Source organism: Sphingomonas sp. ATCC 31555, assembly GCF_000282895.1.
GTDB lineage: Bacteria > Pseudomonadota > Alphaproteobacteria > Sphingomonadales > Sphingomonadaceae > Sphingomonas.
This window is the reverse complement of record NZ_ALBQ01000001.1, coordinates 83200-105958: the sequence shown is the minus strand read 5'-3', so window position 1 is coordinate 105958 and position 22759 is coordinate 83200. Positions and strand designations below refer to the sequence as shown.

The window sequence follows — 22759 nt, the reverse complement described above, 5'->3', positions numbered from 1 at the left end:
GAAGCCTCCACTCTCACGATTAAGCACATCATCGCGAGCCGCTAAACGTCCATAGTTGGGCGAGACCTGCCCCTGGGCTCCTGCTTTCGCAGGAGCACGGAGGGGGCGTTTCGTTGGGGGCGATCCCCCTCAACCCAGCCCTTCCACCATCTCCGCCAGTTCCAGCCAGCGCATCTCGGCCGCGTCCTTTTCGGCGCGTAGTTTGGCGATGCCGTCGCTTAGTGCGGCGAACTTGGCGGGATCGCGGGTGTAGAGCGCGGGATCGGCCATGGCGGCTTCGTCGCGGGCGATCGTCTGGTCGATTTCCTCGATGCGCTTGGGCAGCAACTCGTAGTCGCGCTGGTCCTTGTAGCTCAGCTTGGTGCGGGCCTTGGGGGCTTCCACGACCGGCGCTGCCTTGCTGGCTTTTTTGCCTTCGTTGCGCGGGCGGCGCTTGGCTTCCCAGTCGGCATAGCCGCCGACGACGACATCGACCATGCCGCTGCCGTCCAGCCCCAATGTCACCGTGACGGTGCGATCGAGAAAGTCGCGATCGTGGCTGACGATCAGCACAGTGCCGGCATAGTCGGCGATCACTTCCTGGAGCAGATCGAGTGTTTCCAGATCGAGGTCGTTGGTCGGCTCGTCGAGGACCAAGAGGTTGGAAGGGCGAGCAAATTCCCGCGCGAGCAGCAGGCGGGAGCGCTCGCCGCCCGAAAGTGTGCCGATCTTCGCCTCGGCGATGCTGGGGTCGAACAGGAATTCCTTGAGATAGCCATGGACGTGCTTGCGCGCGCCCTGCACGTCGATCCAGTCGCCGCCGTCTGCCAGCACGTCGCGCACCCGCTTGTCCGGCGCCATCAGGCTGCGCTGCTGGTCGATGATGATCGCATCCAGCGTCTGCGAGAGCTTCACGCTGCCCTCGTCGGGCTGGAGCTCGCCGGTCAGCATCTTGAGCAGCGTGGACTTGCCCGCGCCGTTCGATCCGACGATGCCGATCCGGTCGCCCTTGGTGACGCGGAAGGTCAGGTCCTTGATGATCGTGCGCTCGCCGAAGCGCTTGGTGACGTGCTTGGCGTCGATCACCACCTTGGTCTGGTTGCCGTCCGAGGCGGTGGCGAGCGCAGCGGTGCCCTGCGGGCCCACCATGCCGGCGCGCTCGGCCCGCATTTCCTTCAGCTTGGCGAGGCGGCCCTGGTTGCGGCGACGGCGGCCGGTAACGCCGCGCTGGAGCCAATGCTCCTCGATCTTGAGCTTGGCATCGAGCCGCTGGGCGTTGCGCTCCTCCTCGGCATAGACCTGCTCGGTCCATGCCTCGAACCCGCCAAAGCCGATCTCGGCGCGGCGGATGGAACCGCGATCGAGCCACAGCGTCTGGCGGGTCAGGCGGGTGAGGAAGGTACGATCGTGGCTGATGACGACGAAGGCGCCCTTGTAGCGCGTCAGCCAGTCTTCCAGCCATTCGATCGCGCCGAGATCGAGATGGTTGGTCGGCTCGTCGAGCAGCAGTACGTCGGGATCCTGCGCCAGCGCGCGGGCGATGGCAGCGCGGCGGCGCTCGCCGCCCGACGCGGTCGCCGCCTCGCGCGACAGGTCGATGCCGAGCTGGTCGGCGATCGCCTCGGCCTCGTGCCGGGCGGGGGCATCGTCGCCGGAGAGGACATAGTCCATGAGGGTGGTGCAGCCGAGCATGCGCGGCTCCTGCTCCAGCAGGATCACGCGGGTGCCGGGCACGATGGTGCGGCGGCCCTCGTCGCTGTCGATCGCGCCGGCGATCAGCTTGAGCAGCGTCGTCTTGCCCGCGCCGTTGCGGCCGATGAGCGCGAGACGATCGCGCTCGCCGACATGGATGTCGAGATTGCGGAAGAGCCAGCCGGATCCCTGAACGAGACCCAGCCCTTCATAGGAGAGCACCGGAGCAGCCATGCGCCAGCACCTAGGGGCCAGAACCCGCTCCGGCAAGCGCCGGGCGATGCGCAAAAGCCACAATTCCCGAACCATGGATGAGCGGCATGTTCAGGGGCTATTCAATGCCCGGACCCTATGCCATGCCGATGGCGATGTTGGTCAAACCTGTTCTGATCGCGTGTCTTGCGAGCCTCGCGCTCACGAGCCCGGTCGTGGCGCGCCCGCTCGACGCCTCGCAGGATGACGGCCAGCGTGCGGCACGCGAACGGCGGCTTCGTGGCCAGAATCTGCCCGCGCGGGAGATCGAGCGGCGGGTAATCCCCCGCATGCCCGGCGCGCAATATCTGGGATTCGACTATGATCCCGGCACCGACATTTACACGCTGAAGTTCCTGCGCAATGGGTCGGTGATCTGGGTGGAGGTGGATGGCCATAGCGGCCAGATCCTGCGCCGCATGGGCAGCTGAGCAGATCAAGGGAAGGACGGAACGGTACATGCGACTTCTGATCGTCGAGGACGAACCCAATCTCGGGATCCAGCTGCGCACCGCGCTGGAAGGTGCGGGCTATGCCGTCGATCTCGCGACCGATGGCGAGGAAGGGCACTTCCTCGGCTCGACCGAACAGTATGACGCAATCATCCTCGATCTGGGCCTGCCCGAGATCGACGGGCTGACCGTGCTCGATCGCTGGCGCAAGGAAGGGCGCACCATGCCGGTGCTGGTGCTGACTGCGCGCGACAGCTGGTCGGACAAGGTGGCGGGGCTCGACGCGGGCGCCGATGACTATGTCGCCAAGCCGTTTCAGACCGAGGAACTGATTGCCCGCCTGCGCGCGTTGATCCGCCGCGCCTCGGGTAATGCCTCGGCCGAACTGACCGCGGGCGATATCCGCCTCGATACCCGCTCCGGCAAGGTCACCAAGGCCGGCGAGCCGGTGAAGCTGACCGCGCAGGAGTACAAGCTGCTCAGCTACTTGCTCCATCACAAGGGCAAGGTGGTGAGCCGCACCGAGCTGATCGAGCATATCTACGACCAGGATTTCGATCGTGATTCGAACACGATCGAAGTGTTCGTGACGCGCATCCGCAAGAAGCTGGGCGCGGATGTGATCACGACGATCCGTGGCCTGGGCTACAGCCTCGACGAATCCGGTTTCGCCTGAGGAAAGGCGCGTGGACGCGCAGCCCATCTCAACGCCGGAGGAGGCGCGCGATGCCGCGTCGGGCCTGGCCGAGGCGGAGTTGCGCGACCGGCGGCCGGTGCGCGTCACCGGATCGGTCAGCCGGCGGATGCTGCTGGTCGCGACCGCGTGGATCCTGCTGCTGCTGGTCGGCGGCGGCCTTGCGCTGGACCGCGTGCTGACGGGAGCGATCACCCGCAACTTCGACGACCAGCTCGATTATCTCGTCTCGTCGCTGATCGTCTCGGCCGAGCTTGGCTCACGCGGGGAGGTGGTGCTGAACCGCCAGCTTGCCGACCAGCGCTTCCTCGAGCCCAATTCGGGCGCCTATTGGCAGATCAGCGGCGATGGCTACGAAGCGTTCCCGTCGATGTCGCTATGGGATCGCCGCCTGAAGGCCGACAAGGTCTATAACGATCGCAACATTCACTTCTACGATAGCGACGAGTTCGTCGACAAGCGCCCGGGCGCCAACCGCGACGACCCGGGCAACCAGCGGCTGCGCATCGCTGAGCGCGACCTGACGCTGCCGGGATCGCCGGTGCTCTGGCGATTCCAGGTGGCGGAGACGCGCGAGACGCTGGACGCGCAGATCGCCACCGTGCGCCGCACGCTGGTGCGCAGCTTCGCGCTGCTCGGACTGGGGCTGGTCGCGATGGCGGCGCTGCAGACCTGGTATGGCCTGCGGCCGCTACGCAAGGTGCGGCGCGAAATCGCCCGCCTGCGCGCGGGCCATACCAAGCGAGTGGCGGGGCCGCTGCCGGCGGAAGTTGGGCCGATGGGGGACGAGCTCAACGCGCTGGTCGAGCATAACGACCGCCAGGCGGAGGAGGCGCGGCGCCATGCCGGCAACCTTGCGCATGCGCTGAAGACGCCGCTGAGCGTGATCATGAACGCGGCGGCGGCGGGGCAGGCGGATCTGCCCGATACGGTGATCCGTGAGGCGCGAACGATGCGGCGACAGATCGATCACCACCTTGCGCGGGCGCGAGCAGTGGGCCGCCGGGGCAGTGCCCACAGCCGGGCGGAGGTGTGGCCCTCGATCGAAGCGGTGGAGCGGGCGGTGGCGCGGCTCTATCCGAATGTCCGCATCGATGTGGACGGGGTGAAGGATGCCGTTGCCCATATCGAACGGCAGGATCTCGACGAAATTCTGGGCAACCTCGTTGAGAACGCGGCCAAATATGGCGGCGGCAGCGTGTTCGTCACGGCGCGGCTGGAGGCCGGCTATGTCGAGATCCTCGTCGAGGACGACGGCATGGGCATTCCCGAAGCCGATCGCATCCGCATCTTCGATCGTGGGGTGCGGCTGGACACCGGCAAGCCGGGCACCGGCCTGGGCTTGGCGATCGTGCGCGACGTGGCCGAAATCTATGGCGGCACCGCCAGCCTGGAAGAGAGCGAGGATCTGGGCGGCCTGCTCGTCCGCCTGCGCCTCCCGGCGGCGGGCTGAAATTTCGATACCGCAATAAAGTGAAATCATTGTGAGACGCACGCTGGGCATTCGAGCGAGCGTGGTTGCGCGTCGTCCTTGGTGTAGAAGATTCGCCAGACAGCGCTAAGCAGAAAGTTAACCTAAATGGTGTAAACTACCGTGGGGGATTAACCCCATAGGAGGATACACATGAGCAGCATCTCTGCACTTTCAACCAGCGCCATGATGTCGCAATCACCACGCGACCGGATCAACGCGCGAATCTCCGCCGCAGTTTCCTCAGGCGACATCAGCGCTGCCGATCAAAGCGCCTTTTCGACGGCGCTCGATTCGATCGATTCGACGCTTTCAGCCGAGCGCAGCCGCGGTGCCAAGCCATCGGGCGACATGAAGGCGAAGATGGAGTCGCTGATCCAAGCCCAGGTCGACAACGGTACACTTACCGAGGAGCAGGCAACGGAACTCAAGGGCATGTTCGCCAAGGGCGCAGGCGGTCCCAAGGGTCCGGATGGCCTCCCGCCGCCTCAGGAAGCCGGTGCCGCATCGGAGGACGAGAGCGACAGCATCACCACGACCAGTGTCACCAGCGACGCCGCATCGGCCGCCCTCGACACGGTTTCGCTGTTCCTGCAGCAGTTGCGCGAAGCGAACGAGGATACGACCAGCTATGCGGCCTCCGGCGACACCAGCAAGAGCTGCAGCACCAAATCTACCGGCCTTGTTGTCGATACGCGTGCGTAAAGCCGGTCGGGCAGCGCTGCTGAGGGCGAGCGCCGCCCAAAGGCTCAGGCTGGCTCCACCGCCCGCATCGCTTCCGCCGCGATCTCCAGGCTACGCTTGCGCGCCTGGGGATCGTACATGGCGCTGGTGAGCATCAGTTCGTCTGCTCGGGTGCGCTCCAGGAACGCTTCGATCTCGCGCCGAACCTTGGCCGGGCCGCCGATCGCGGAAGCGGACAGCACCTGATCGAGCATGGCATTGCCCTGAACGCCCAGATTTTCACGATAGCCCTGCACGGGCGGCGGCAGCTGGATGCCGCGCCCGGCGCGAATCGCCACAAACGCCTGTTGCTGGGACGTGGCGAGATATTCACCCTCTTCATCGCTATCGGCGGCGAAGACGTTGAAGCCGAGCATGACGTGCGGCTTGTCGAGCACGGCCGACGGGCGGAAGTTGCGGCGGTAGACGGCGATCGCCTCCTCCATAAGCCCCGGCGCGAAATGCGAGGCGAAGGCATAGGGCAGACCAAGCGCAGCGGCGAGCTGTGCGCCGAAAGTGCTGGAGCCGAGGATCCACAGTCGCACGTCCGCGCCGGCGCCGGGCGTGGCGCGGATGCCGGTCCGGCCGTCATCGGCGAAATAGCTTTGCAGCTCCATTACGTCGCGGGGGAATTCGTTGCCGTCGCTGTCGAGGTTGCGGCGGATCGCGGCGGCGACCCGCTGGTCCGATCCTGGCGCGCGACCCAGACCCAGATCGATCCGGCCGGGGAACAGCGCGTCAAGCGTGCCGAACGCCTCCGCCACCTGCAGCGGCGAGTGGTTGGGTAGCATGATGCCCCCCGCACCGATCCGGATGGTGCTGGTCGCCTGGCCGACATGCGCGATCACCACCGCGGTGGCGGCGCTGGCGATGCCTTCCATGCCGTGATGCTCCGCCACCCAATAGCGCTGGAAGCCGAGCCGTTCGGCATGGGCGGCTAGATCGGCGGCATTGGCCAACGCTTGGGCGACCGTGCCGCCCTGGACCACGGGCACGAGATCGAGAAGGGAATAGGCTGTCATAGAAGGAAGATGGGGGGCATTTCTGGCCATGCCAGGGGGTTCGGGTTGGTGGGGTGCAAGCAGAAGTTTAGAGCTGTGTCGGCGCCGCTCAGCCTTCGCGATGCACCGCGAAAGGACCGTTGGCCTGGTTGACCGGCATCAGCTCCAGCGTGTTGACCGCAAAATGCGGCGGCAGCGTCGCCACCCACAGCATCGTCTCCGCGATGTCCTCGGCAGTCATCGGGTTGACGCCGGCATAGACCTTGTCCGACGCCTCCTGGCTGCCGGTGCGGACCAGGGTGAACTCGGTTTCGACCATGCCCGGTTCGATCGAGGTGACGCGCACCCCGGTGCCGATCAGGTCGGCGCGCAGGTTGAGCGTGAACTGGCGGACGAACGCCTTGGTCGCGCCGTACACATTGCCGCCCGGATAGGGATAGGTCGCCGCCACCGAGGACAGGTTGATGATGCCGCCCTTGCGCGCAACCAGGCCCGGTAGCAGCTTGTGGGTGATCGAGACCAGCGCCGTCACATTGGTGTCGATCATCGTCCGCCAGTTATCGAGCGACGCCTGCTGCGCCGGCTCCAGGCCGAGTGCTAGGCCCGCATTGTTGATCAGCAGGTCGATCTCGGCAAAGGGTGCGGGCAGGCTGTCCAGCGCGGCGTCGCGCGCGGCTTCGTCGCGGATGTCGAAGGCAAGGATGTGGACGCGCTCGCCCGCGAGCTTCTCCAGCCGATCGGCGCGGCGGCCGGTCGCCACGACATGCCAGCCGGCATCGGCAAAGGCGCGGACCGAAGCTTCGCCGATCCCGGCGGTGGCGCCGGTGATGAGTACGGTAGGCATGGCAACTCCTGAGCGTAACGGGTGTCCCCTCCTATACGCACGCCAACGCGGTTTGGATCAGCTTTTTGCGAGCGGGGCAGCAAGCGGGGCGAAATTGCCGGCAGCGGAACCGCGCCCATGCCCGTGCGGTTTCGATCCCTAAGCGATGGAGTATTTGGCATGGCCGCACAGCAGCTGGAAATCGACGACGCCACCCTTTTCGACAATCTCGACGATCGCCAGCTCGAGTTCGACGGCCAAGTCGACGGCGAGGCGTATCAGTTCGCGGTGCAGTACAGCGTGATCGAGGCGCTGGGCGGCAGCCAGCCCGACGGCGATGCCGAAGAGAGCTTCCGCCGCTACCGCGACCCGATCGCGCAGGCCGCCCTCGCCGCGCTTGCCAACGGCCCCGACCGGCCAATCATCGTGATAAGCGAGAACAACCTCGACCGCGAGGATCAGGCATGACCGAAGCACGCTGGGGCGACGACGCCAAGAACCCGCCGATCGACTGGACGATGAGCGCGGCGCTGGAGAATGTCGTGCGCGGCGGCGGGGACATCGCCGAGGTCACCAATCTGGGCGAGGCGGTGCGCGCGTGGCGCGAGCTGGATCCGGACCACCGGGCGCATGCTGTGCTGATCCTCGACCATCCGGTGCATATCGATGGCGCGGCACTGAATCGCTTCGAAGGCGAAGGCATCGCGGCGCTCGCGGAGCGCATTGTCGACTGAGCCTCCCGCCAAGCGGGGCAGTTGAAGATTGCAACTGCCCCACTTGGCGGTGCGGAAGCTCCCGCGGCCGGACGAGCGATCAGACGTCGAGATTGGCGACGCTCAGCGCATTCTCCTGGATGAAGTCGCGGCGCGGTTCGACGACGTCGCCCATCAGCTGGGTGAAGATCGCGTCGGCCACGTCGGCCTGGTCGATCGCCACCTGCAGCATCGAGCGGTTCTGCGGATCGAGCGTGGTCTCCCACAGCTGCTCCGCATTCATCTCGCCCAGACCCTTGTAGCGCTGGATCGCCAGACCCTTGCGCCCGAAGGCGAGGATCGCGTCGAGCAGCTGCGACGGGCGCGACACCAGGCTCTCGCCCTTGCCGACCGCGACCGGCGCCTCTTCCTCCGGCACCGGCGCGTCGATATCGGTCGCGAGGCCCTTGTTCGAGACGAGCTTGGACGGCGTCAGATACGCCGCTGCCTGCTCGCTTGCCAGCGTGTGGAGCTTGCGCGCCTCGGCGGATACGAGGAAGTTCGCCTCGACGATGTGGTGATCGGTCACGCCGCGCCACAGCCGCTCAAAATGATAGCCGCCATCCTCGGTGATGCGCGCGCTCCACCGGGCCTCGGTGTCGGCGGCGTTGAGCCGGTCGACGACGGTCTTCAGTTCCTCGGCATGCTGCTCGCGGCTCACCGACGGATCGAGTGCGCCGCCCAACGCTAGCGATTCGATGATCATCGGATCGTAGCGGCGCGGCACGTAGCGCATCAGCGTGCGCATGCGGCGGGCATGCTCGACCAGCGTGCGCAGGTCCTCGCCCGAGCGCTGGCTGCCATTGGTGTCGAGCACCGTGCCGCCCACGCCCGCATCGACCAGATACTGGTCGAGAGCCGCATCATCTTTGAGGTACACCTCAGAGCGGCCCTTGGTCGCCTTATAGAGCGGCGGCTGAGCGATATAGAGGTGCCCGCCCGTGATGATCTCGGGCATCTGGCGGTAGAAGAAGGTCAGCAGCAGCGTGCGGATGTGCGCGCCGTCCACGTCGGCGTCGGTCATGATGACGATCTTGTGGTAGCGGAGCTTCTCGATGTTGAAATCGTCGCGGATGCCGGTGCCGAGCGCGGTGATGATCGTGCCGATTTCGCGGCTGGCGAGCATCCGGTCAAAGCGCGCACGCTCGACGTTGAGGATCTTGCCGCGCAGGGGAAGGATCGCCTGGAAGTGGCGATCGCGGCCCTGCTTGGCCGATCCGCCGGCCGAGTCACCCTCGACGAAGAAGAGTTCGGACTTGGCCGGATCGCGCTCCTGGCAGTCGGCGAGCTTGCCGGGCAGGCTGGCGATGTCCATCACGCCCTTGCGGCGGGTGAGCTCGCGGGCGCGCTTGGCGGCCTCGCGCGCGGCGGCCGCGTCGATCACCTTCTGGATGATCTGCTTCGCGACGGCGGGGTTCTCTTCCAGCCATTCGGCCAGCTTGTCCGCCATCAGGCTTTCAAGCGGCTGGCGGACTTCGGAGGAGACCAGCTTGTCCTTGGTCTGGCTGCTGAACTTGGGGTCCGGCAGCTTGACCGAGACGATCGCCGTTAGCCCCTCGCGCATGTCGTCGCCGGTGAGGCTGACCTTCTCCTTCTTCAGCATCCCCGACTTGTCGGCATAGCTGTTGAGCGTGCGGGTCAGCGCCGCGCGAAAGGCCGCGAGGTGGGTGCCGCCATCGCGCTGCGGGATGTTGTTGGTGAAGCAGAGGACGTTTTCGTAATAGCTGTCGTTCCACTCCAGCGCGACGTCGATCGTCACGTCGTCGCGGGTGCCGCTGATCGCCACCGGATCGGGCATCAGCGCGACCTTGTTGCGATCGAGATACTTCACGAACGCGGCGATGCCGCCCTCGTAGAACAGCTCGATTTCCTTCACTTCCTCGTGCCGCGCGTCGCGCAGGAACAGGCGGACGCCCGAATTGAGGAAGGCGAGCTCGCGGTAGCGATGCTCGAGCTTCTCGAAATCGTACTCGGTGATCTTGAACGTTTCCGGGCTGGCGAGAAAGGTGACGCGGGTGCCCTTCTTGCCGTTGGCCGGGCCGATCACCTTCAAGGGCGCTTCGGCGTCGCCGTGGCGGAAGCGCATGTAATGCTCCTCGCCGTCGCGCCAGATGTTGAGATCAAGCCACTCGCTGAGCGCGTTGACCACCGACACGCCCACGCCGTGCAGACCGCCCGAGACCTTGTAGGCGTTCGAGTCCGAGGTGTTCTCGAACTTTCCGCCCGCATGGAGCTGGGTCATGATCACTTCGGCGGCGGACACGCCCTCTTCGGAGTGGATGCCGGTCGGAATGCCGCGGCCGTTATCCTCGACCGAGACCGACCCGTCCGGATTGAGCGTGATCTGGATCAGGTCGCAGTGGCCGGCCAGCGCCTCGTCGATCGCATTGTCGGAAACCTCGAACACCATGTGGTGGAGGCCCGAGCCATCGTCGGTGTCGCCGATATACATGCCGGGGCGCTTGCGGACCGCGTCGAGGCCCTTGAGAACCTTGATGGAATCTGCGCCGTACTCGTTCGCGTTGGGATCGTTCGTCTTCGGAGTGTCTGCCATGCCGAGGATATAGGGATTCAGACGCCGGAACGAAAGCAAAATGGGCGGTGAGCGCGGCTTCCCTTCGGCGGCGCGCCATGCTCAACTGCGGGTCAGGGCAACAATCGAACATGGGGGTTCCGGCATGACGTTCCTTCGTGCGGCCGCAGCAGCGACAACGCTGTTCGCCGCTCTTCCCGCCGACGCGCAGCAGGCTACGGCATTGCGGCCGGATCAGGCCAGGTTCTTGGAACTCTACAAGGAACTGGTCGAGACCAACACGGTGGTGAACGAGGGCAGCTGCACTAAGGCGGCCGAGCAGATCGCCGCGCGGATGAAAGCGGCCGGCTTCAAGGACGAGCAGCTCACGCTGTTCTCCACGCCCGAGCACCCGAAGGATGGCGGGCTGGTCGCAGTCTATCCGGGCACGTCGAAAAAGGCGAAGCCGATCCTGCTGCTCGCGCATATCGATGTGGTCGCCGCCAAGCGCGAGGACTGGACCCGTGATCCGTTCAAGCTGGTCGAGGAAAGCGGCTATTATTATGCCCGCGGCGCCGTCGACGACAAGGCGATGGCAGCCAGCTGGGCCGACACGCTGATCCGATTCCAGCAAGCCGGGTACAAGCCCAAGCGGACGGTCAAGCTGGCGCTCACCTGCGGTGAGGAAACCACCTGGGCGTTCAACGGCGCCGAATGGCTGGCGAAGAACAAGCGCGATCTGATCGATGCCGAATTCGCACTCAACGAAGGCGGCGGCGGCAAATCCGACGGCAAGGGCAAGGTGCTCGTCCAGCAAATGCAGGTCGGCGAAAAGGCAGTGCAGAACTATCGGCTGGAGACGACCAATCCCGGCGGCCACAGCTCGATCCCGGTGCCGGACAATGCGATCTACCAGTTGGCGGACGCACTGGTGCGGATCCGTGCCTATGACTTTCCGCTAGAGTTGTCCGACACCACCCGGGCCTATTTCGCAAAGGCAGGCGCTGCGCGCAGCGACGCGATGGGCAAGGCAATGGCGGCGATCGCCGCAAACCCGGCGGACAAGGCGGCGGAATCGCTGCTCAACACCGATCGCATCTTCCATTCGATGCTGCGCACCACCTGCGTCGCCACGCTGCTGGAAGGTGGCCATGCCAACAACGCGCTGCCGCAGCGCGCGGCGGCCAACATCAACTGCCGCATCTTCCCCGGCCACAGCAGCGAGGAGACGCTGAAAGCGCTGACGACGGCGATCGGCGATGCGAAGGTGTCGATCACCATGGTGCCGCCGGTGCGGCCGATCGCCAAGCCGCCCGCGCTCGATCCCAAGGTGGTCGGGCCGGCGGAGAAGCTGGTCGCGAAGTACTTCCCCGGCGTACCGCTGGTACCGACCATGTCGACAGGCGCGACCGACGCCATCTTTCTCGCCGCTGTCGGCATTCCGACCTATGGCGTGCCCGGCGGCTGGGGCGATCCAGACGGCAACGGGGTGCACGGCCTCAACGAGCGGGTGGAGATCCGCTCGCTCTATACCGGCCGCGATTACCTGTACGATCTGGTGAAGGCGTATGCGGAGCAGGAATAGGGCTCAGGCGGGTTCGATCCTGCCATCAGCTACGCGGTACCGGGCGGCGGTGGCAGGCACCGCTTCGAACAGCGACGGTTCGGTGCCAGTCATCCAAACCTGACCGCGCCCGGCGAGCCGATCGAACAGCGCGGCGCGGCGGCCGGGATCGAGATGCGCGGCGACTTCGTCGAGCAGCAGGATCGGGCTGCGGCTGGCGCGGTCTGCCACCAACTCGGCATGGGCCAGCACGATGCCGAGCAGCAGTGCTTTCTGCTCGCCCGTGGAGCAGAGATGCGCCGGCTGCGCCTTGTCAAGATGCTTCACCTGCAGATCAGCGCGGTGCGGACCCACCAAGGTTCGGCCGGCGGCGGCATCGCGGCGGCGGCTTTCGCGAAGCGCGGCGGCGAGCGCCGGCGCGTCGCCCTGCCAGCCTTCGAGCGCCAGCCCGGCGCGGGCGAACGGGCCCGGAGGCTGATCGGCGAGCCGCGCGCCCAAGGCCGCGACGGCCTCTCGTCGCGCGGTATCGATCGCGGCGCCATGTTCGGCCATTCGCGCTTCCAGTGCATCGAGCCAGGCAGGGTCGGGCGGAAGTTCGTCGGCAAGCAGCCGATTGCGTTCACGCATCGCCGCTTCGTAGCGGGTCGCTTCATGGGCGTGACGGGGGTTGAGTGCCAGAGTCAGCCGGTCGAGGAAACGGCGGCGGTCGCCCGGCGCTTCCAGGAACAGTCGGTCCATCGCGGGCGTGAGCCACAGCACCACCAGCCACTGCGCCAGACTGGTCGCCGCCGCCGTGGCGCCGTTGATCCGGACGATCCGGCGCTCCGGCGCATCGGGCCTGGTTCCGGTGCCGATCTCGGCATCGTCGAGCGTCGCGGCGACGCCGAACCCGCCGGGGCCGCCCTGTCGGGCCATCTCACCCAAGGGGGCTCCGCGCAGGCCGCGCCCGGGCGCGAGCAGAGACACCGCCTCCAGGATATTGGTCTTTCCCGCACCATTTTCGCCGCTGAGCACGACAAACGCGGCACCGGGTGCGAGCAGCGCATCGGCGTGATTGCGGAAGTCGGTGAGCAGGAGACGCTTGACGGCCATGAAAGCGGCTGTAGCGCAGCACCTTGCCCACGAACACCGCTTGGCCGATAGACCGGGGCGAAGGGATAGAAACACATGATCCGCAAGACACTCACCATTGCCGCACTCGCGCTGGTTGCGGCCTGCTCCAAGGCGCCCGAGGATGTGACGGCGCGCTATGCCGCTGCCGGTGGCCGCGGCACGATCACCGTGAAGGCCGCCGCCAATGGCGACGCCAAGGTAGAAGCCGGCCCGCAGACGCTGATCCGCAAGGGCGGTACCGATTATGTCGTGATCACCGAAGGCAGCGAGAAGTTCGCCGCTAGCTTCAACGATTTCGTAGGGGCGACGCAGGACATCGCCAAGGAAAAGGGCATGAAGCCCCAGCCGCTGCCCCAGGATCCGGAATATGAGGCGGTGGAAGTGGGCGAGGAGAAGGTAGCCGACCAGAAGGGCACGATCTGGAGCATCCAGCCCAAGGGCAACCCTAATGGCGATTCGATCCGCATCGTGGTGAGCAAGGATTCGCGCTACGCCAATGTCGCGGCGGCGATCGGCATGCAGACCCGCCTGACCAGCGCCCGCATGGCGACCATGTTCACCAGCATTCCCAAGGCGGAAAAGACGCTGGAAGACGTGATCGGAAAGGGCATGGTGCTGCGCCTGGGCGACGCGCTGACGCTGCAGGACGTGAAGGCGGGCGCGATCCCCGCAAGCGAGTTCGCGTTGCCGAAGGTGCTCGACCGCGCGGCGCTGCGCCAGCGGATCATGGACCAGGCCAATAAGGCCCTCGAAGCCGCCAAGGCTGCGGGCGACAAGGAAGGTGCGGCACCGACACCGGGCGCGACCGCTGCGCCGGCCCCGGCTCCCGAAGCGAGCCCCGCCGCCAAGTAAGCGCTCCGCTGCGCAACAGAAAAGGCGCCCCGGCTTCGGCCGGGGCGCCTTTTCTTTGGCGGATTCGACGGCGAGGCGGCGGCTACAGCGCGCTGATTCCCGCCGCAGCGAGCCGTGCCTGTGCGGTGCGGTAGCGCGCCGGATCGGCGATGCCCAGGCGCCGCCGGGCCGCCGCAAGCGGCTCCTGCAGCAGTGCCTCATAATCCTCGCCGTGCAGCCAGCGGGCGCGCTTGCCGTGGCGATATCCCTCCCAGATCGCGCGAATGCAATCGAAGCGCCCGGTGGTGCGGATGCTCTTCAGCGCACCGCCCAGCGCGATGAACCCCCAGCCAAGGCCGCCGGTCTGCGCATAGGAAAATGCCACCAGACACAGTTCGCCCAGATGCTCGTCGGCCTTATAGCCGGTCAGCACGTGCCAGATATCGTGGATGTCGCGCTCGCGCCGGCCCATCCAGGCATAAGGATGCTCGACATCGATGCCCTGGAAGCCTCCTTCGACCATGCTGACCTGCACCAGCCCATCGGCCGAATAGCCGGTGCTATCGAGGAAGTTGCGATAGGCTGCGCCCAACGTATTGGGTGCGAAACTGTCGATCCACGTCCGATCGGACAGCCGCTGTGCCAGTTCCAGCCGGCGATACGCGAGCTTGCCCCCGCCTTGGACGCGCAGGAGCTTGCGATAATTGCGCTGCGTGACGTCGCCATTGAGCGCGCGCATGATCCGGAAGACCTGTTCGGTATCATCGCCATTGGCGAGCAGACGGCGAAGGGCCGCAAAGGCCGTGCCCCATTCCCGCCGCAGCGGCACACCGGGATTGAGCGTCTGGGGGGGCTGCGTCGCCATGCCATCCGATCCTATTAACTGACATAAGTGTTAATAGAGGAGGCGACTTCGCGTTTCAAGCGGCCCGAGCCGGACGACGAACCCAGGGAGATCCGCCGCCCGACCCAAGTCCCGTAAGTGCGACCCTCGGGGCATGACCATGTAATGCCGCGCTGCGGTGCCGTGGCCAAGCCGGGGAAAGCGCGGAAGGCTTCGGAAAGCCCGTGTAAACCACGGCAAGCGCTTGTCGATGAACGGGTTTTTACAACCCGGTCAAACCCGCATCGGCATCAGTACGTAGAGTGCAGGCGATGTATCGTTCTCGCGGATCAGCGTCGGTGCGGCGGCATCAGCGAGATGTACTTCAACTAGATCGCCCTCGATTTGGCCGAGAATGTCCATCAGGTAGCGGCTGTTGAAGCCGATCTCGAAGCCCATCGCGGCATATTCGCCAGGGACTTCCTCGGCCGCGACGCCGTTCTCGGGGCTGGTGACCGAGAGTACCACCTTGTCGCGTTCCAGCGCCATCTTCACGGCGCGGGTCTTCTCGGTCGCGATGGTCGAGACGCGGTCGACGCCCTGCATCAGGCTCTTCGGATCGAGCTTGAGCAGCTTGTCGTTCGCGGTCGGGATCACGCGGCTGTAATCGGGGAAGGTGCCGTCGATCAGCTTGGATGTTAGGATCGCCTGGCCCAGATCGAAGCGGATCTTCGACGGCGAGAGCGACACGCCCACCGAACCGTCGACCTCGTCGAGCAGCTTGCGCAGTTCGCCCACGCACTTGCGCGGCACGATCACGCCCGGCATCGAATCGGCGCCTTCGGGGCAGGGCACGGTGACGCGCGCCAGCCGGTGGCCGTCGGTGGCCGCGGCGCGTAGCAGGCGATTGGCATCGTCGGTCACGTGGAAGAAGATGCCGTTCAGATAATAGCGCGTCTCTTCGGTCGAGATCGCGAAGCGGGTCTTGTCGATGATCTGCTTCAGCGTTTCGGCCGGCAGCTCGAACGTGGTCGGCAGCTCGCCCTCGGCGATCATCGGGAAATCGTCGCGCGGCAGCGTGCCGAGCTGAAAGCGGGCGCGGCCGGCCACCACCGTCAGCTTGCCCTCGGCCGCGGTGAGCACCACCTGCGAACCTTCGGGCAGCTTGCGGACGATGTCGAACAGCGTGTGCGCCGACACCGTCGTCGCGCCGACCTGGTCGACTGCGGCGGGAATCGTTTCGTCGATCTGCAGATCGAGATCGGTGGCCATCAGCCGCAGCGATCCGCCGAGCTGTGCATCGATCAGCACGTTGGACAGGATCGGAATCGTGTTGCGCCGCTCGACCACGGACTGGACGTGGCTCAGGCCCCTCAACAGAGTTGCGCGTTCGATCGTCGCCTTCATGTACCTCAAACCCCCGGGCCGTCGCCCTAGCTTTTACCCGGCGCGACCCGGCCGGTGGCAGTGCGCCATGCTGTACCCTTAACGCGAAAAAGGGCCGGAGCAAGCCGCTCCGGCCCCCTTTTCCACAGTCCAGACGCCTTTTCGGCGATCAGAAGCGCACGCCGACGCCGGTGACGATCTGGTGGCGTTCCGGATCGACGCCGTTCGACTGCGAGCCATAGTTGGAATAGCGATACTCCGCCTTGGCGAACACCTTGTCGGTCAGCTTGAACTCGGCGCCAGCACCCAGCCGCCAGCCGTCGAGATTGTCGCGCGAGCGCAGATCGAGCGCGGGCGTGCTGTTCGGCGAAGTATAGTCGGTGATGAACTGGGCGTTGGTGTAGCCTGCCTTGGCGTAGATCAGCGTGCGCGGGCCCGCGAGAAACCCGAGGCGACCGCCGACATAGAGGTCGCGGCCGGCCTTTACCCGCAGCCGATCACCCTGATTGATGACGTTGCTGGTGCGATCGCTAATGCTGGATCCGGTCACTTCGCCTTCGACGCCGAACACGGTGCTGCCGCGCTGCACGTCATAGCCGATATTGCCGCCGAAGGTGACGCCGTCGCGCGAGGCGTCATAGGACGATTTGTCGTTCACCCGATCCCAGCCCACGATCGCTTCGGCATGCGAGCCGGAGAAGTTCGAATCCTGTGCGAAGGCCGGTGCGGCGATGGCGGACGATGCGACGAGCGCGGCGGCGATGATCTTGATACGCATATCATACTCCTCACTAAGGCCGCTTCGGAAAGCGGCCGGATTGCAGCCGCAGGCGACACGCCTCGGCTGCGCGATCTTCGGAACGGCGGGGGCAAAGCGCGTCCACGACCGGGCGATGCAGTGCGACGCCCGGCGTTCTGTGCCTCCCTCGTTCGTTCCGGCGCTCGTCGTTCGCGAGCGAAACGACCGTTGCGCCATGCTCGCTGTCGCGCCGCTGAACGAAATCGGGCCAAAATGGGACATTGCGTTTCGCGGAATTTCGACCGAGAGATGCGGCATGCCGAACAAGCGCAAAGGCCGCGATTTCATCGCGCGGCATGGCGAGACCGTGTTCAACATCGCCCGCCGGATGCAGGGCGATCATCCGCACACCCCGTTGACGCGTGCCGGCTTTGCCCAGGCGGACGCAATGGGTGCCGCGCTCCGTGAGATGCTCGGGTCGCGCCCGAAGCTGACGCTATGGGCGTCCAGCGCCGGCCGCGCGCTGCAGACGCTGGCGATCATCGCCGAGCATCTCGAGCTCGACTGGCACCAGGCGCGAACCGACGACCGGCTGATTGAAATCGGCATGGGCCGATGGAGCGGCCGTTATTATGCCGATCTGGAGCGGGAAGTCGGCCCGTTCCTCGATCCCGAGCATGGGCTGTACAGCCGTCCGCCTGAAGGCGGCGAATGGTATGACGCGATCGCCGCGCGCGTCTCGGGCTGGCTGGCCGATACCGCGGACGATCCGGGTGACCGGCTGGTCATCATGCACGGCATGTCCAGCCGCATACTGCGCGGGGTGATGACCGGGCGCGACGTTCTGCCGCAGTTCAACGCACCAGTGGCGCCCGACCTGCCGCAGGGATCGATCGTCCGTATCGAAGCCGGGGTGGAGACGGTGGTGCATCTGGGAACCGGGCGCGGCGCCGCGCCGGCATGATCGCGCTGCTCGCCCTGTTGCTGGCGGCGTGGCAGGCGCCGGCGGGGCGATCGGCGATCGGCATCTACCAAGGCTGGGGCGCATTTCGCGAGGCGGCGCCGGCGCATTGCTTCGCCATCGCACAGCCGATCGATCGAACGCTGCGGCGGGATGCCTTTGTCAGCATCGCCAGCTGGCCGGGCCGGGGGCTGCGCAACCAGCTGCACGTGCGGCTGAGCCGCGCCCGCAGCCAAGGCGCACGCGTGGTGCTGACCGCCGGCGAGCGGCGCTTCACCCTGCTCGCCGGGCCGCGCGACGCATGGGCGCCCGATGCCCGCACCGATGCGGTAATCGTCGCGGCGATGCGCGGCGGGCGTGCACTCAGCGTCGAGAGCGTCGGGGCGAATGGCGCGCCCTTCGCCGACAGCTACGCTCTGGAAGGAGCGGCCAGCGCCATCGACGCGGCGGCGCTCGCCTGCCTGCGCTGACCGATCGGCTCAGATCCCCGCATACCATTGATAGCCGTTGGTATCCTCCCAGGTGCCGCCCTTGCCTTGGCCGATCCTGGCGAGCGAGGCGACCGCTTCGATCCGCATCAGATATTTGGCGTGCTTGTAGCCCAGCTGGCGTTCGACCCGCAGTCGCAGCGGCGCGCCGTGGCCAATATCGAGCAGGTGATCGTTGAGCGCCCAGGCGAGAATCGTCTGAGGGTGCAGTGCATCGACCATGTCGATCGATTCGTAATAATTGGTGTTGCCGTATCGATCGGCGCAGTGGAACACGATGTAGCGTGCCAGCGGGCTGATCTGGGCGGCCTGCAGCACCGTGGCGAGCTGCGGTCCCTGCCACTTGCCGATCGCGCTCCACCCTTCCACGCAATCATGCCGGGTAATCTGCGCGCGCTGCGGCATCGCCTGCAGCTGCGCGAGGCTGAGGTGCAGCGGACGAGCGACCATGCCTTCCACCGCCAGCCGCCAATCGACGAAGCGGGTGCCGGCGTGGATGTTGTATTCCGGCGTATTGGGATGGTGCGTGCCGTTGACGCGGAAGCGGGGGCTGCGCTGGTCCGCGCGAAATTCGGTGGCGAGCGCGCCGCGGCCGACCGACCGCTGGAGGAAGCGGTGTGCCTCCTCGGCGCTGGCCAGGACCGGGCTGTCGGTGAACGAATCGCAGCTGGCGAGCAACCCGGCGGTGCCGGCGACGAGCAGGTTGCGGCGGGTTAGGATCATGGCCGTTTCTCCCTGGGCACGCGCCACCATCCCGTGATCATTGAACGCATCTCATTGATCGGCCCGGCGAGCAGCACCAGCACGACGTGGACAAGTACGAAGACGAGGATGAGCGCCATCACGATGAAATGCACCGAACGCGCCGATTGGCGCCCGCCGAACATGGCGGTCAGCCAAGGCCAGGCCGCGTCCATGCCGGGCGAAAGCGCAAGGCCAGACAGGATCACGCCGGGCAGCAGCACGAAGAGCGTGCCGACATAGGCCAGCTTCTGGAAGATGTTGTAGGCGCGCGGGTTTTCCGGATCGTGGAAGCGCAGGGCAAGATGCGCCTTCAGATCGTCCCACAGGTGGCGCGGCCCGAGTTCGCGGGCACGGATGCGCAGGTCGCGGGCAAGATGGCCGCTCGCCAGGCTCCACAGCAGATAGGCAAGCAGGCCGAACGCCAGCACCAGCGCGAAGAACAGGTGCCAGTGCCGCGCGCCGGCCAGGCTGTAGTAGGACGGGATCGTCACCCACCCGGGAAAGCGCGGCAGGGTGAGCCAGGCATGGTCGAAATTCGCGCCATATTGCCCCCAGTAGAGCCGGGGATGCGCATTGAAGATCATCAGGCCGCTACCCACCATCACCAGCAGCGTGGCGGCATTCATCCAGTGCCACAGGCGCGTGAACAACCGGTGACGGTAGATCCTGCGGGAGTCTTCGGCCATCTGCTTGTCCCTGTTCGGTCCCGATCCGCGCTCCTCCCGAGAGAGGGCGCAAGGCTGTGCAAGTGCGCGGTTTCAACAATAGGAGATTCGGCGGACAAGCGACATTGGTTTCACGTCCGCTGCAAAAATGCCGGAGCCCTGATGTCTGCCGATTATCATTTCTACGAACCCGCTACCGGCCATGGCCTGCCACACGATCCGTTAAACGCAATCGTCGGGCCGCGGCCGATCGGCTGGATCAGCACGGTTTCGACCGGGGGCGTGCGGAACCTTGCCCCATACAGCTTCTTCAACCTGTTCAACTATCGCCCGCCGATCCTGGGTTTCGCTTCGATCGGATGGAAGGATAGCGTCGCTAACATCGCGGATACCGGCGAGTTCGTCTGGAACCTAGCGACGCGCCGGCAGGCCGAAGCGATGAACGCGAGCGCAGCGATGGTCTCCCCGGAGGTCGATGAGTTCGCGCTGGCGGGCCTTGCGGCACTGCCGTCGCGCCTGGTCCGACCGGATCGGGTGGCGGAAAGCCCGGCGCAGTTTGAATGCCGCCTGACCCAGTTGATCCGCCTGGAGACAAAGGACGCGGAACCGATCGACAGCTGGCTGGTGTTGGGCGAAGCGATCGGCATCCACATCGATTCGGCGATGCTGGAAGATGGCGCGTATCAGACCGGCCGCGCCGGCCCGATTCTGCGCGGCGGCGGACCTGCTGATTACTTCGAGATCGGCCAGGCCGCGCTGTTCAGGATGGAGCGTCCGCGCTGAGCGGCGGCTCCGGCAGGATCGGCGGGGTCGAATCCGGATAGGTCAGCCAGTTCTGCCAAAGCTGTCGCGTGCGTGCCCGCGTGAGGTCGATGCGGCAGCTGAGATATTTGGCGCCCCGAATCGTGCCGCTCCGCCAATACAGGTACAGCGTGTCGCACTCGGCCTTCCGCCAAGCGACCCAGCGCGCCTGCGCATCGTCGAATGCCTGGCCGACGGCCAGGCCGTCGGCAGCGGCCTGCTTCCGGGCGGCTGCAAGATAGCGCGCCAGTTCGACATCGGCGGCGTTGCTGACCTTGCCGAGGCAGGTGTCCATCTCCACGGTGGTCTTTGCCTCGGGGCAGGGACCAACCGGAGCGGCGATTGCGATACTCAGCAGAATTGGCAGCATGGCGACGATCCTAGTCGAACCCTATGAATGCCCTCAATCGAGCGCGGCGAATTTTTCTTCGGCTTCGCGATCGAGCTGCGCGCGGCTTTTCTTTTCCGATGCGGTCTTCAGCTGGCCGCACGCGGCATCGATGTCGCGCCCGCGCGGGGTACGGACCGGTGCCGAGATGCCGCCTTCGAAGACGATGTTGGAGAAGGACTTGATCCGCTCCGGCGTTGAGCATTCATAGGCTGCGCCCGGCCAGGGGTTGAACGGGATCAGGTTCACCTTGGCCGGCAGCTTGTACTTGCGCAGCAGGCGGACCAGCTCGCGCGCATCGGCGTCGCTGTCGTTCTTGTCCTTCAGCATCACATATTCGAACGTGATACGCCGGGCATTGTTGGCACCAGGATAATCGGCACAGGCCTGGAGCAGCTCCTCGATGCCGTACTTCTTGTTGAGCGGCACGATCTCGTCGCGCACTTCCTTGGTGACCGCGTGGAGCGACACCGCGAGGTTTACGCCGATCTCCTCACCCGCGCGCGCCATGATCGGCACGACGCCCGAGGTGGAGAGGGTGATGCGGCGCTTGGACAGCGCAAGGCCGTCGCCGTCCATCACTATCTGCAGGCCGGCTTTCACCTCGTCGAAATTATAGAGAGGCTCGCCCATGCCCATCATCACGATGTTGGTGAGCAGGCGCCCCTCGGGCTGGCTGGGCCATTCGCCGAGCGAGTCGCGCGCGAGCATCACCTGGCCAACGATCTCGCCGGCGGTGAGGTTGCGTACCAGCCGCATCGTGCCGGTGTGGCAGAAGCGGCAGTTGAGCGTGCAGCCCACCTGGCTGGAGACGCAGAGCGTGCCCCGATCGGCGTCGGGGATGAACACCATCTCGTAATCCTGCCCGTCGGGCGAGCGGAGCAGCCATTTGCGGGTGCCATCGTTCGAAACCTGCGCTTCGACGACGTCGGGGCGGCCGATGACGAAACGCTCTGCCAGCCAAGGGTGCTGTGCCTTGGCGATATCGGTCATCGCCGAAAATTCGGTGGCGCCGCGATTGTAGATCCAGTGCCATAGCTGCTTGGCGCGCAGCTTGGCCTGTTTCGGCTCCATGCCAGCTGTCTCCAGTGCGGCGCGGATGCCCTCGCGCGGCAGGCCGATCAGGTCGACACGACCATCGGGGCGCACGCTTTCGGCACGCGGAACGGGCACGGGATCAATGTGCCCCGGGATGGGCATGGGAGCGGCCGACACTGTCTGCATCGCGTGCATATAGTCGAAAAACCATGCGGTTTCCAGCGGCAGCATTGCGCTGTGCGATCGTTCGCGCCGTCCCGTCCGTGCCACGATCTGTCGTGATCAGCCTGGTGGGCCAGAACCCACGCCCCAGCTGAACGTTACTCCCTTCGTAGAGAGTTTCATTGTTGCGAGGAGATGATGATGAAAATGCTGTTTTCGACCATGGCCGCCGCAGGCGCCCTGATGGCGACCGGCGCGATGGCTCAGACCACCCCCGCCCAGCCGCCGATGGGCCAGACGGCTCCCGGGCAGACCATGCCTTCGCAAAGCATGCCTTCGCAGACGGCGCCCACCCAGGCGGCACCGGACGCTGCGGCACCGGCCACGACGGCGACCAGCGCCGTCAGTGACACCGAGGTGAAGCAATATGCCGCTGCTGCGCTCGCCGTGAATAAGATCAGCACCGATACGACTGTGCCGGAAGCTGAGAAGAACACTCGCTTCGTCGCCGCGATCACCACGTCGGGCCTGCAACCGCAGCGCTTCAACGAGATCAGCCAGGCGATGGCCGCAGATCCCGCGCTGAATCAGCGGATCCAGGCCGCCGCGGCGCAGGTGCAGACCAGCGGCCAGTCCGCTCAGGCGAGCACACCGAGCGGCCCTTCGGGCAACTGATCGAATAGCTCCCTATGGCGGCGGCGGTCC

The 22759-nt window shown here is 65.9% G+C and carries 24 protein-coding genes; 12 read left to right on the top strand and 12 right to left on the bottom strand.

All coding sequences use genetic code 11. The annotated features are described in order from the left end of the window. Window positions 1-129: 129 nt before the first annotated feature. Window positions 130-1905, bottom strand: coding sequence for an ABC-F family ATP-binding cassette domain-containing protein (locus tag B215_RS0100490; protein WP_019367662.1), 1776 nt, complete (start codon window positions 1903-1905; stop codon window positions 130-132). A 104-nt stretch (window positions 1906-2009) separates the two neighbouring features. Here B215_RS0100490 and B215_RS0100485 point away from each other — a divergent pair, with 104 nt between their 5' ends. The 4 genes from B215_RS0100485 (at window position 2010) to B215_RS0100470 (ending at window position 5245) form a co-directional block, all read left to right on the top strand. After that, window positions 2010-2354, top strand: coding sequence for a hypothetical protein (locus B215_RS0100485; RefSeq protein WP_026008797.1), 345 nt, complete (start codon window positions 2010-2012; stop codon window positions 2352-2354). A 28-nt stretch (window positions 2355-2382) separates the two neighbouring features. Next, on the top strand, window positions 2383-3051 hold the full coding sequence (locus tag B215_RS0100480; RefSeq protein ID WP_019367660.1) for a response regulator transcription factor: 669 nt from the start codon (window positions 2383-2385) through the stop codon (window positions 3049-3051). A 127-nt stretch (window positions 3052-3178) separates the two neighbouring features. After that, a complete protein-coding gene (locus B215_RS0100475; protein WP_026008796.1) occupies window positions 3179-4522 on the top strand; it encodes a sensor histidine kinase in 1344 nt (447 codons plus the stop codon). Window positions 4523-4693: 171 nt separating this feature from the next. Further along, window positions 4694-5245, top strand: coding sequence for a hypothetical protein (locus tag B215_RS0100470; RefSeq protein WP_026008795.1), 552 nt, complete (start codon window positions 4694-4696; stop codon window positions 5243-5245). Between the two features lie 44 nt (window positions 5246-5289). On the opposite strand, the gene B215_RS0100465 is transcribed toward B215_RS0100470, so the two are convergent. Both B215_RS0100465 and B215_RS0100460 read right to left on the bottom strand, forming a co-directional pair. Beyond that, window positions 5290-6285: an LLM class flavin-dependent oxidoreductase gene (locus B215_RS0100465; protein ID WP_019367657.1), complete on the bottom strand. Its 996-nt coding sequence runs from the start codon at window positions 6283-6285 to the stop codon at window positions 5290-5292. 88 nt (window positions 6286-6373) lie between these two features. Then, window positions 6374-7108: an SDR family NAD(P)-dependent oxidoreductase gene (locus tag B215_RS0100460; RefSeq protein WP_019367656.1), complete on the bottom strand. Its 735-nt coding sequence runs from the start codon at window positions 7106-7108 to the stop codon at window positions 6374-6376. 159 nt (window positions 7109-7267) lie between these two features. Here B215_RS0100460 and B215_RS0100455 point away from each other — a divergent pair, with 159 nt between their 5' ends. Both B215_RS0100455 and B215_RS19310 read left to right on the top strand, forming a co-directional pair. Beyond that, window positions 7268-7555 carry a DUF1488 family protein gene (locus B215_RS0100455; RefSeq protein ID WP_019367655.1) on the top strand — a complete coding sequence of 96 codons (288 nt, stop codon included), beginning with the start codon at window positions 7268-7270 and terminating at the stop codon, window positions 7553-7555. Further along, a complete protein-coding gene (locus B215_RS19310; RefSeq protein ID WP_019367654.1) occupies window positions 7552-7821 on the top strand; it encodes a hypothetical protein in 270 nt (89 codons plus the stop codon). Before B215_RS0100455 ends, B215_RS19310 begins: the two co-directional genes overlap by 4 nt. A gap of 79 nt (window positions 7822-7900) precedes the next feature. Here the strand turns inward: B215_RS19310 and gyrB are convergent, their stop codons facing one another. Then, window positions 7901-10393: a DNA topoisomerase (ATP-hydrolyzing) subunit B gene (gyrB, locus tag B215_RS0100445; protein WP_019367653.1), complete on the bottom strand. Its 2493-nt coding sequence runs from the start codon at window positions 10391-10393 to the stop codon at window positions 7901-7903. Window positions 10394-10517: 124 nt separating this feature from the next. Here gyrB and B215_RS0100440 point away from each other — a divergent pair, with 124 nt between their 5' ends. After that, a complete protein-coding gene (locus B215_RS0100440) occupies window positions 10518-11936 on the top strand; it encodes a M20/M25/M40 family metallo-hydrolase (RefSeq protein ID WP_019367652.1) in 1419 nt (472 codons plus the stop codon). A gap of 3 nt (window positions 11937-11939) precedes the next feature. Here the strand turns inward: B215_RS0100440 and recF are convergent, their stop codons facing one another. After that, window positions 11940-13007 (bottom strand): DNA replication/repair protein RecF, encoded by a 1068-nt coding sequence (gene recF, locus B215_RS0100435; protein ID WP_019367651.1) that lies wholly within the window; start codon window positions 13005-13007, stop codon window positions 11940-11942. 75 nt (window positions 13008-13082) lie between these two features. Here recF and B215_RS0100430 point away from each other — a divergent pair, with 75 nt between their 5' ends. Next, the gene (locus tag B215_RS0100430; RefSeq protein ID WP_019367650.1) at window positions 13083-13880 is read left to right on the top strand and encodes a hypothetical protein; all 798 of its coding nucleotides are present in this window, start codon (window positions 13083-13085) and stop codon (window positions 13878-13880) included. 82 nt (window positions 13881-13962) lie between these two features. Here the strand turns inward: B215_RS0100430 and B215_RS0100425 are convergent, their stop codons facing one another. The 3 genes from B215_RS0100425 to B215_RS0100415 all read right to left on the bottom strand — a co-directional run bounded on the left by B215_RS0100425 (window position 13963) and on the right by B215_RS0100415 (window position 16846). Further along, window positions 13963-14724: a Coq4 family protein gene (locus tag B215_RS0100425; protein WP_019367649.1), complete on the bottom strand. Its 762-nt coding sequence runs from the start codon at window positions 14722-14724 to the stop codon at window positions 13963-13965. Window positions 14725-14976: 252 nt separating this feature from the next. Continuing rightward, window positions 14977-16089, bottom strand: coding sequence for a DNA polymerase III subunit beta (dnaN, locus tag B215_RS0100420; protein ID WP_019367648.1), 1113 nt, complete (start codon window positions 16087-16089; stop codon window positions 14977-14979). Between the two features lie 148 nt (window positions 16090-16237). Then, on the bottom strand, window positions 16238-16846 hold the full coding sequence (locus B215_RS0100415; protein WP_019367647.1) for an outer membrane protein: 609 nt from the start codon (window positions 16844-16846) through the stop codon (window positions 16238-16240). A gap of 277 nt (window positions 16847-17123) precedes the next feature. Here B215_RS0100415 and B215_RS0100410 point away from each other — a divergent pair, with 277 nt between their 5' ends. Further along, the gene (locus B215_RS0100410) at window positions 17124-17771 is read left to right on the top strand and encodes a histidine phosphatase family protein (RefSeq protein WP_026008794.1); all 648 of its coding nucleotides are present in this window, start codon (window positions 17124-17126) and stop codon (window positions 17769-17771) included. After that, window positions 17768-18238 carry a hypothetical protein gene (locus tag B215_RS0100405; RefSeq protein WP_019367645.1) on the top strand — a complete coding sequence of 157 codons (471 nt, stop codon included), beginning with the start codon at window positions 17768-17770 and terminating at the stop codon, window positions 18236-18238. Before B215_RS0100410 ends, B215_RS0100405 begins: the two co-directional genes overlap by 4 nt. 9 nt (window positions 18239-18247) lie before the next feature. Here the strand turns inward: B215_RS0100405 and B215_RS0100400 are convergent, their stop codons facing one another. Continuing rightward, entirely contained in the window at window positions 18248-18979 is a 732-nt protein-coding gene (locus tag B215_RS0100400; RefSeq protein WP_019367644.1) for a molybdopterin-dependent oxidoreductase, read from the bottom strand. Continuing rightward, window positions 18976-19686 (bottom strand): cytochrome b/b6 domain-containing protein, encoded by a 711-nt coding sequence (locus B215_RS0100395; RefSeq protein ID WP_026008793.1) that lies wholly within the window; start codon window positions 19684-19686, stop codon window positions 18976-18978. Before B215_RS0100395 ends, B215_RS0100400 begins: the two co-directional genes overlap by 4 nt. A 141-nt stretch (window positions 19687-19827) precedes the next feature. On the opposite strand from B215_RS0100395, the gene B215_RS0100390 reads away from it, so the two are divergent. After that, complete coding sequence (locus B215_RS0100390) at window positions 19828-20448, top strand: flavin reductase family protein (protein WP_019367642.1); 621 nt, start codon at window positions 19828-19830, stop codon at window positions 20446-20448. On the opposite strand, the gene B215_RS0100385 is transcribed toward B215_RS0100390, so the two are convergent. Further along, window positions 20426-20836, bottom strand: coding sequence for a lysozyme inhibitor LprI family protein (locus tag B215_RS0100385; protein ID WP_019367641.1), 411 nt, complete (start codon window positions 20834-20836; stop codon window positions 20426-20428). The genes B215_RS0100390 and B215_RS0100385 overlap by 23 nt on opposite strands. 33 nt (window positions 20837-20869) lie before the next feature. Next, window positions 20870-22078 (bottom strand): 23S rRNA (adenine(2503)-C(2))-methyltransferase RlmN, encoded by a 1209-nt coding sequence (rlmN, locus tag B215_RS0100380; protein WP_026008792.1) that lies wholly within the window; start codon window positions 22076-22078, stop codon window positions 20870-20872. Window positions 22079-22255: 177 nt separating this feature from the next. On the opposite strand from rlmN, the gene B215_RS0100375 reads away from it, so the two are divergent. Next, window positions 22256-22729, top strand: coding sequence for a DUF4168 domain-containing protein (locus B215_RS0100375; RefSeq protein WP_152997896.1), 474 nt, complete (start codon window positions 22256-22258; stop codon window positions 22727-22729). Window positions 22730-22759 lie beyond the last annotated feature (30 nt).

What these genes read in the sequence shown, in the direction of transcription:
- B215_RS0100430 (WP_019367650.1), top strand. Translation starts at nt 13,083, where the DNA reads ATGATCCGCAAGACACTCACCATTGCCGCACTCGCGCTGGTTGCGGCC.
- B215_RS0100480 (WP_019367660.1), top strand. Translation starts at nt 2,383, where the DNA reads ATGCGACTTCTGATCGTCGAGGACGAACCCAATCTCGGGATCCAGCTG.
- B215_RS0100460 (WP_019367656.1), bottom strand. Translation starts at nt 7,108, where the DNA reads ATGCCTACCGTACTCATCACCGGCGCCACCGCCGGGATCGGCGAAGCT.
- B215_RS0100455 (WP_019367655.1), top strand. Translation starts at nt 7,268, where the DNA reads ATGGCCGCACAGCAGCTGGAAATCGACGACGCCACCCTTTTCGACAAT.
- dnaN (WP_019367648.1), bottom strand. Translation starts at nt 16,089, where the DNA reads ATGAAGGCGACGATCGAACGCGCAACTCTGTTGAGGGGCCTGAGCCAC.
- B215_RS0100400 (WP_019367644.1), bottom strand. Translation starts at nt 18,979, where the DNA reads ATGATCCTAACCCGCCGCAACCTGCTCGTCGCCGGCACCGCCGGGTTG.
- B215_RS0100485 (WP_026008797.1), top strand. Translation starts at nt 2,010, where the DNA reads ATGCCCGGACCCTATGCCATGCCGATGGCGATGTTGGTCAAACCTGTT.
- B215_RS0100405 (WP_019367645.1), top strand. Translation starts at nt 17,768, where the DNA reads ATGATCGCGCTGCTCGCCCTGTTGCTGGCGGCGTGGCAGGCGCCGGCG.
- B215_RS19310 (WP_019367654.1), top strand. Translation starts at nt 7,552, where the DNA reads ATGACCGAAGCACGCTGGGGCGACGACGCCAAGAACCCGCCGATCGAC.
- B215_RS0100475 (WP_026008796.1), top strand. Translation starts at nt 3,179, where the DNA reads ATGCTGCTGGTCGCGACCGCGTGGATCCTGCTGCTGCTGGTCGGCGGC.
- gyrB (WP_019367653.1), bottom strand. Translation starts at nt 10,393, where the DNA reads ATGGCAGACACTCCGAAGACGAACGATCCCAACGCGAACGAGTACGGC.
- B215_RS0100470 (WP_026008795.1), top strand. Translation starts at nt 4,694, where the DNA reads ATGAGCAGCATCTCTGCACTTTCAACCAGCGCCATGATGTCGCAATCA.
- B215_RS0100490 (WP_019367662.1), bottom strand. Translation starts at nt 1,905, where the DNA reads ATGGCTGCTCCGGTGCTCTCCTATGAAGGGCTGGGTCTCGTTCAGGGA.
- B215_RS0100465 (WP_019367657.1), bottom strand. Translation starts at nt 6,285, where the DNA reads ATGACAGCCTATTCCCTTCTCGATCTCGTGCCCGTGGTCCAGGGCGGC.
- B215_RS0100390 (WP_019367642.1), top strand. Translation starts at nt 19,828, where the DNA reads ATGTCTGCCGATTATCATTTCTACGAACCCGCTACCGGCCATGGCCTG.
- B215_RS0100425 (WP_019367649.1), bottom strand. Translation starts at nt 14,724, where the DNA reads ATGGCGACGCAGCCCCCCCAGACGCTCAATCCCGGTGTGCCGCTGCGG.
- B215_RS0100375 (WP_152997896.1), top strand. Translation starts at nt 22,256, where the DNA reads ATGAAAATGCTGTTTTCGACCATGGCCGCCGCAGGCGCCCTGATGGCG.
- recF (WP_019367651.1), bottom strand. Translation starts at nt 13,007, where the DNA reads ATGGCCGTCAAGCGTCTCCTGCTCACCGACTTCCGCAATCACGCCGAT.
- B215_RS0100410 (WP_026008794.1), top strand. Translation starts at nt 17,124, where the DNA reads ATGCCGAACAAGCGCAAAGGCCGCGATTTCATCGCGCGGCATGGCGAG.
- rlmN (WP_026008792.1), bottom strand. Translation starts at nt 22,078, where the DNA reads ATGCAGACAGTGTCGGCCGCTCCCATGCCCATCCCGGGGCACATTGAT.
- B215_RS0100385 (WP_019367641.1), bottom strand. Translation starts at nt 20,836, where the DNA reads ATGCTGCCAATTCTGCTGAGTATCGCAATCGCCGCTCCGGTTGGTCCC.
- B215_RS0100415 (WP_019367647.1), bottom strand. Translation starts at nt 16,846, where the DNA reads ATGCGTATCAAGATCATCGCCGCCGCGCTCGTCGCATCGTCCGCCATC.
- B215_RS0100440 (WP_019367652.1), top strand. Translation starts at nt 10,518, where the DNA reads ATGACGTTCCTTCGTGCGGCCGCAGCAGCGACAACGCTGTTCGCCGCT.
- B215_RS0100395 (WP_026008793.1), bottom strand. Translation starts at nt 19,686, where the DNA reads ATGGCCGAAGACTCCCGCAGGATCTACCGTCACCGGTTGTTCACGCGC.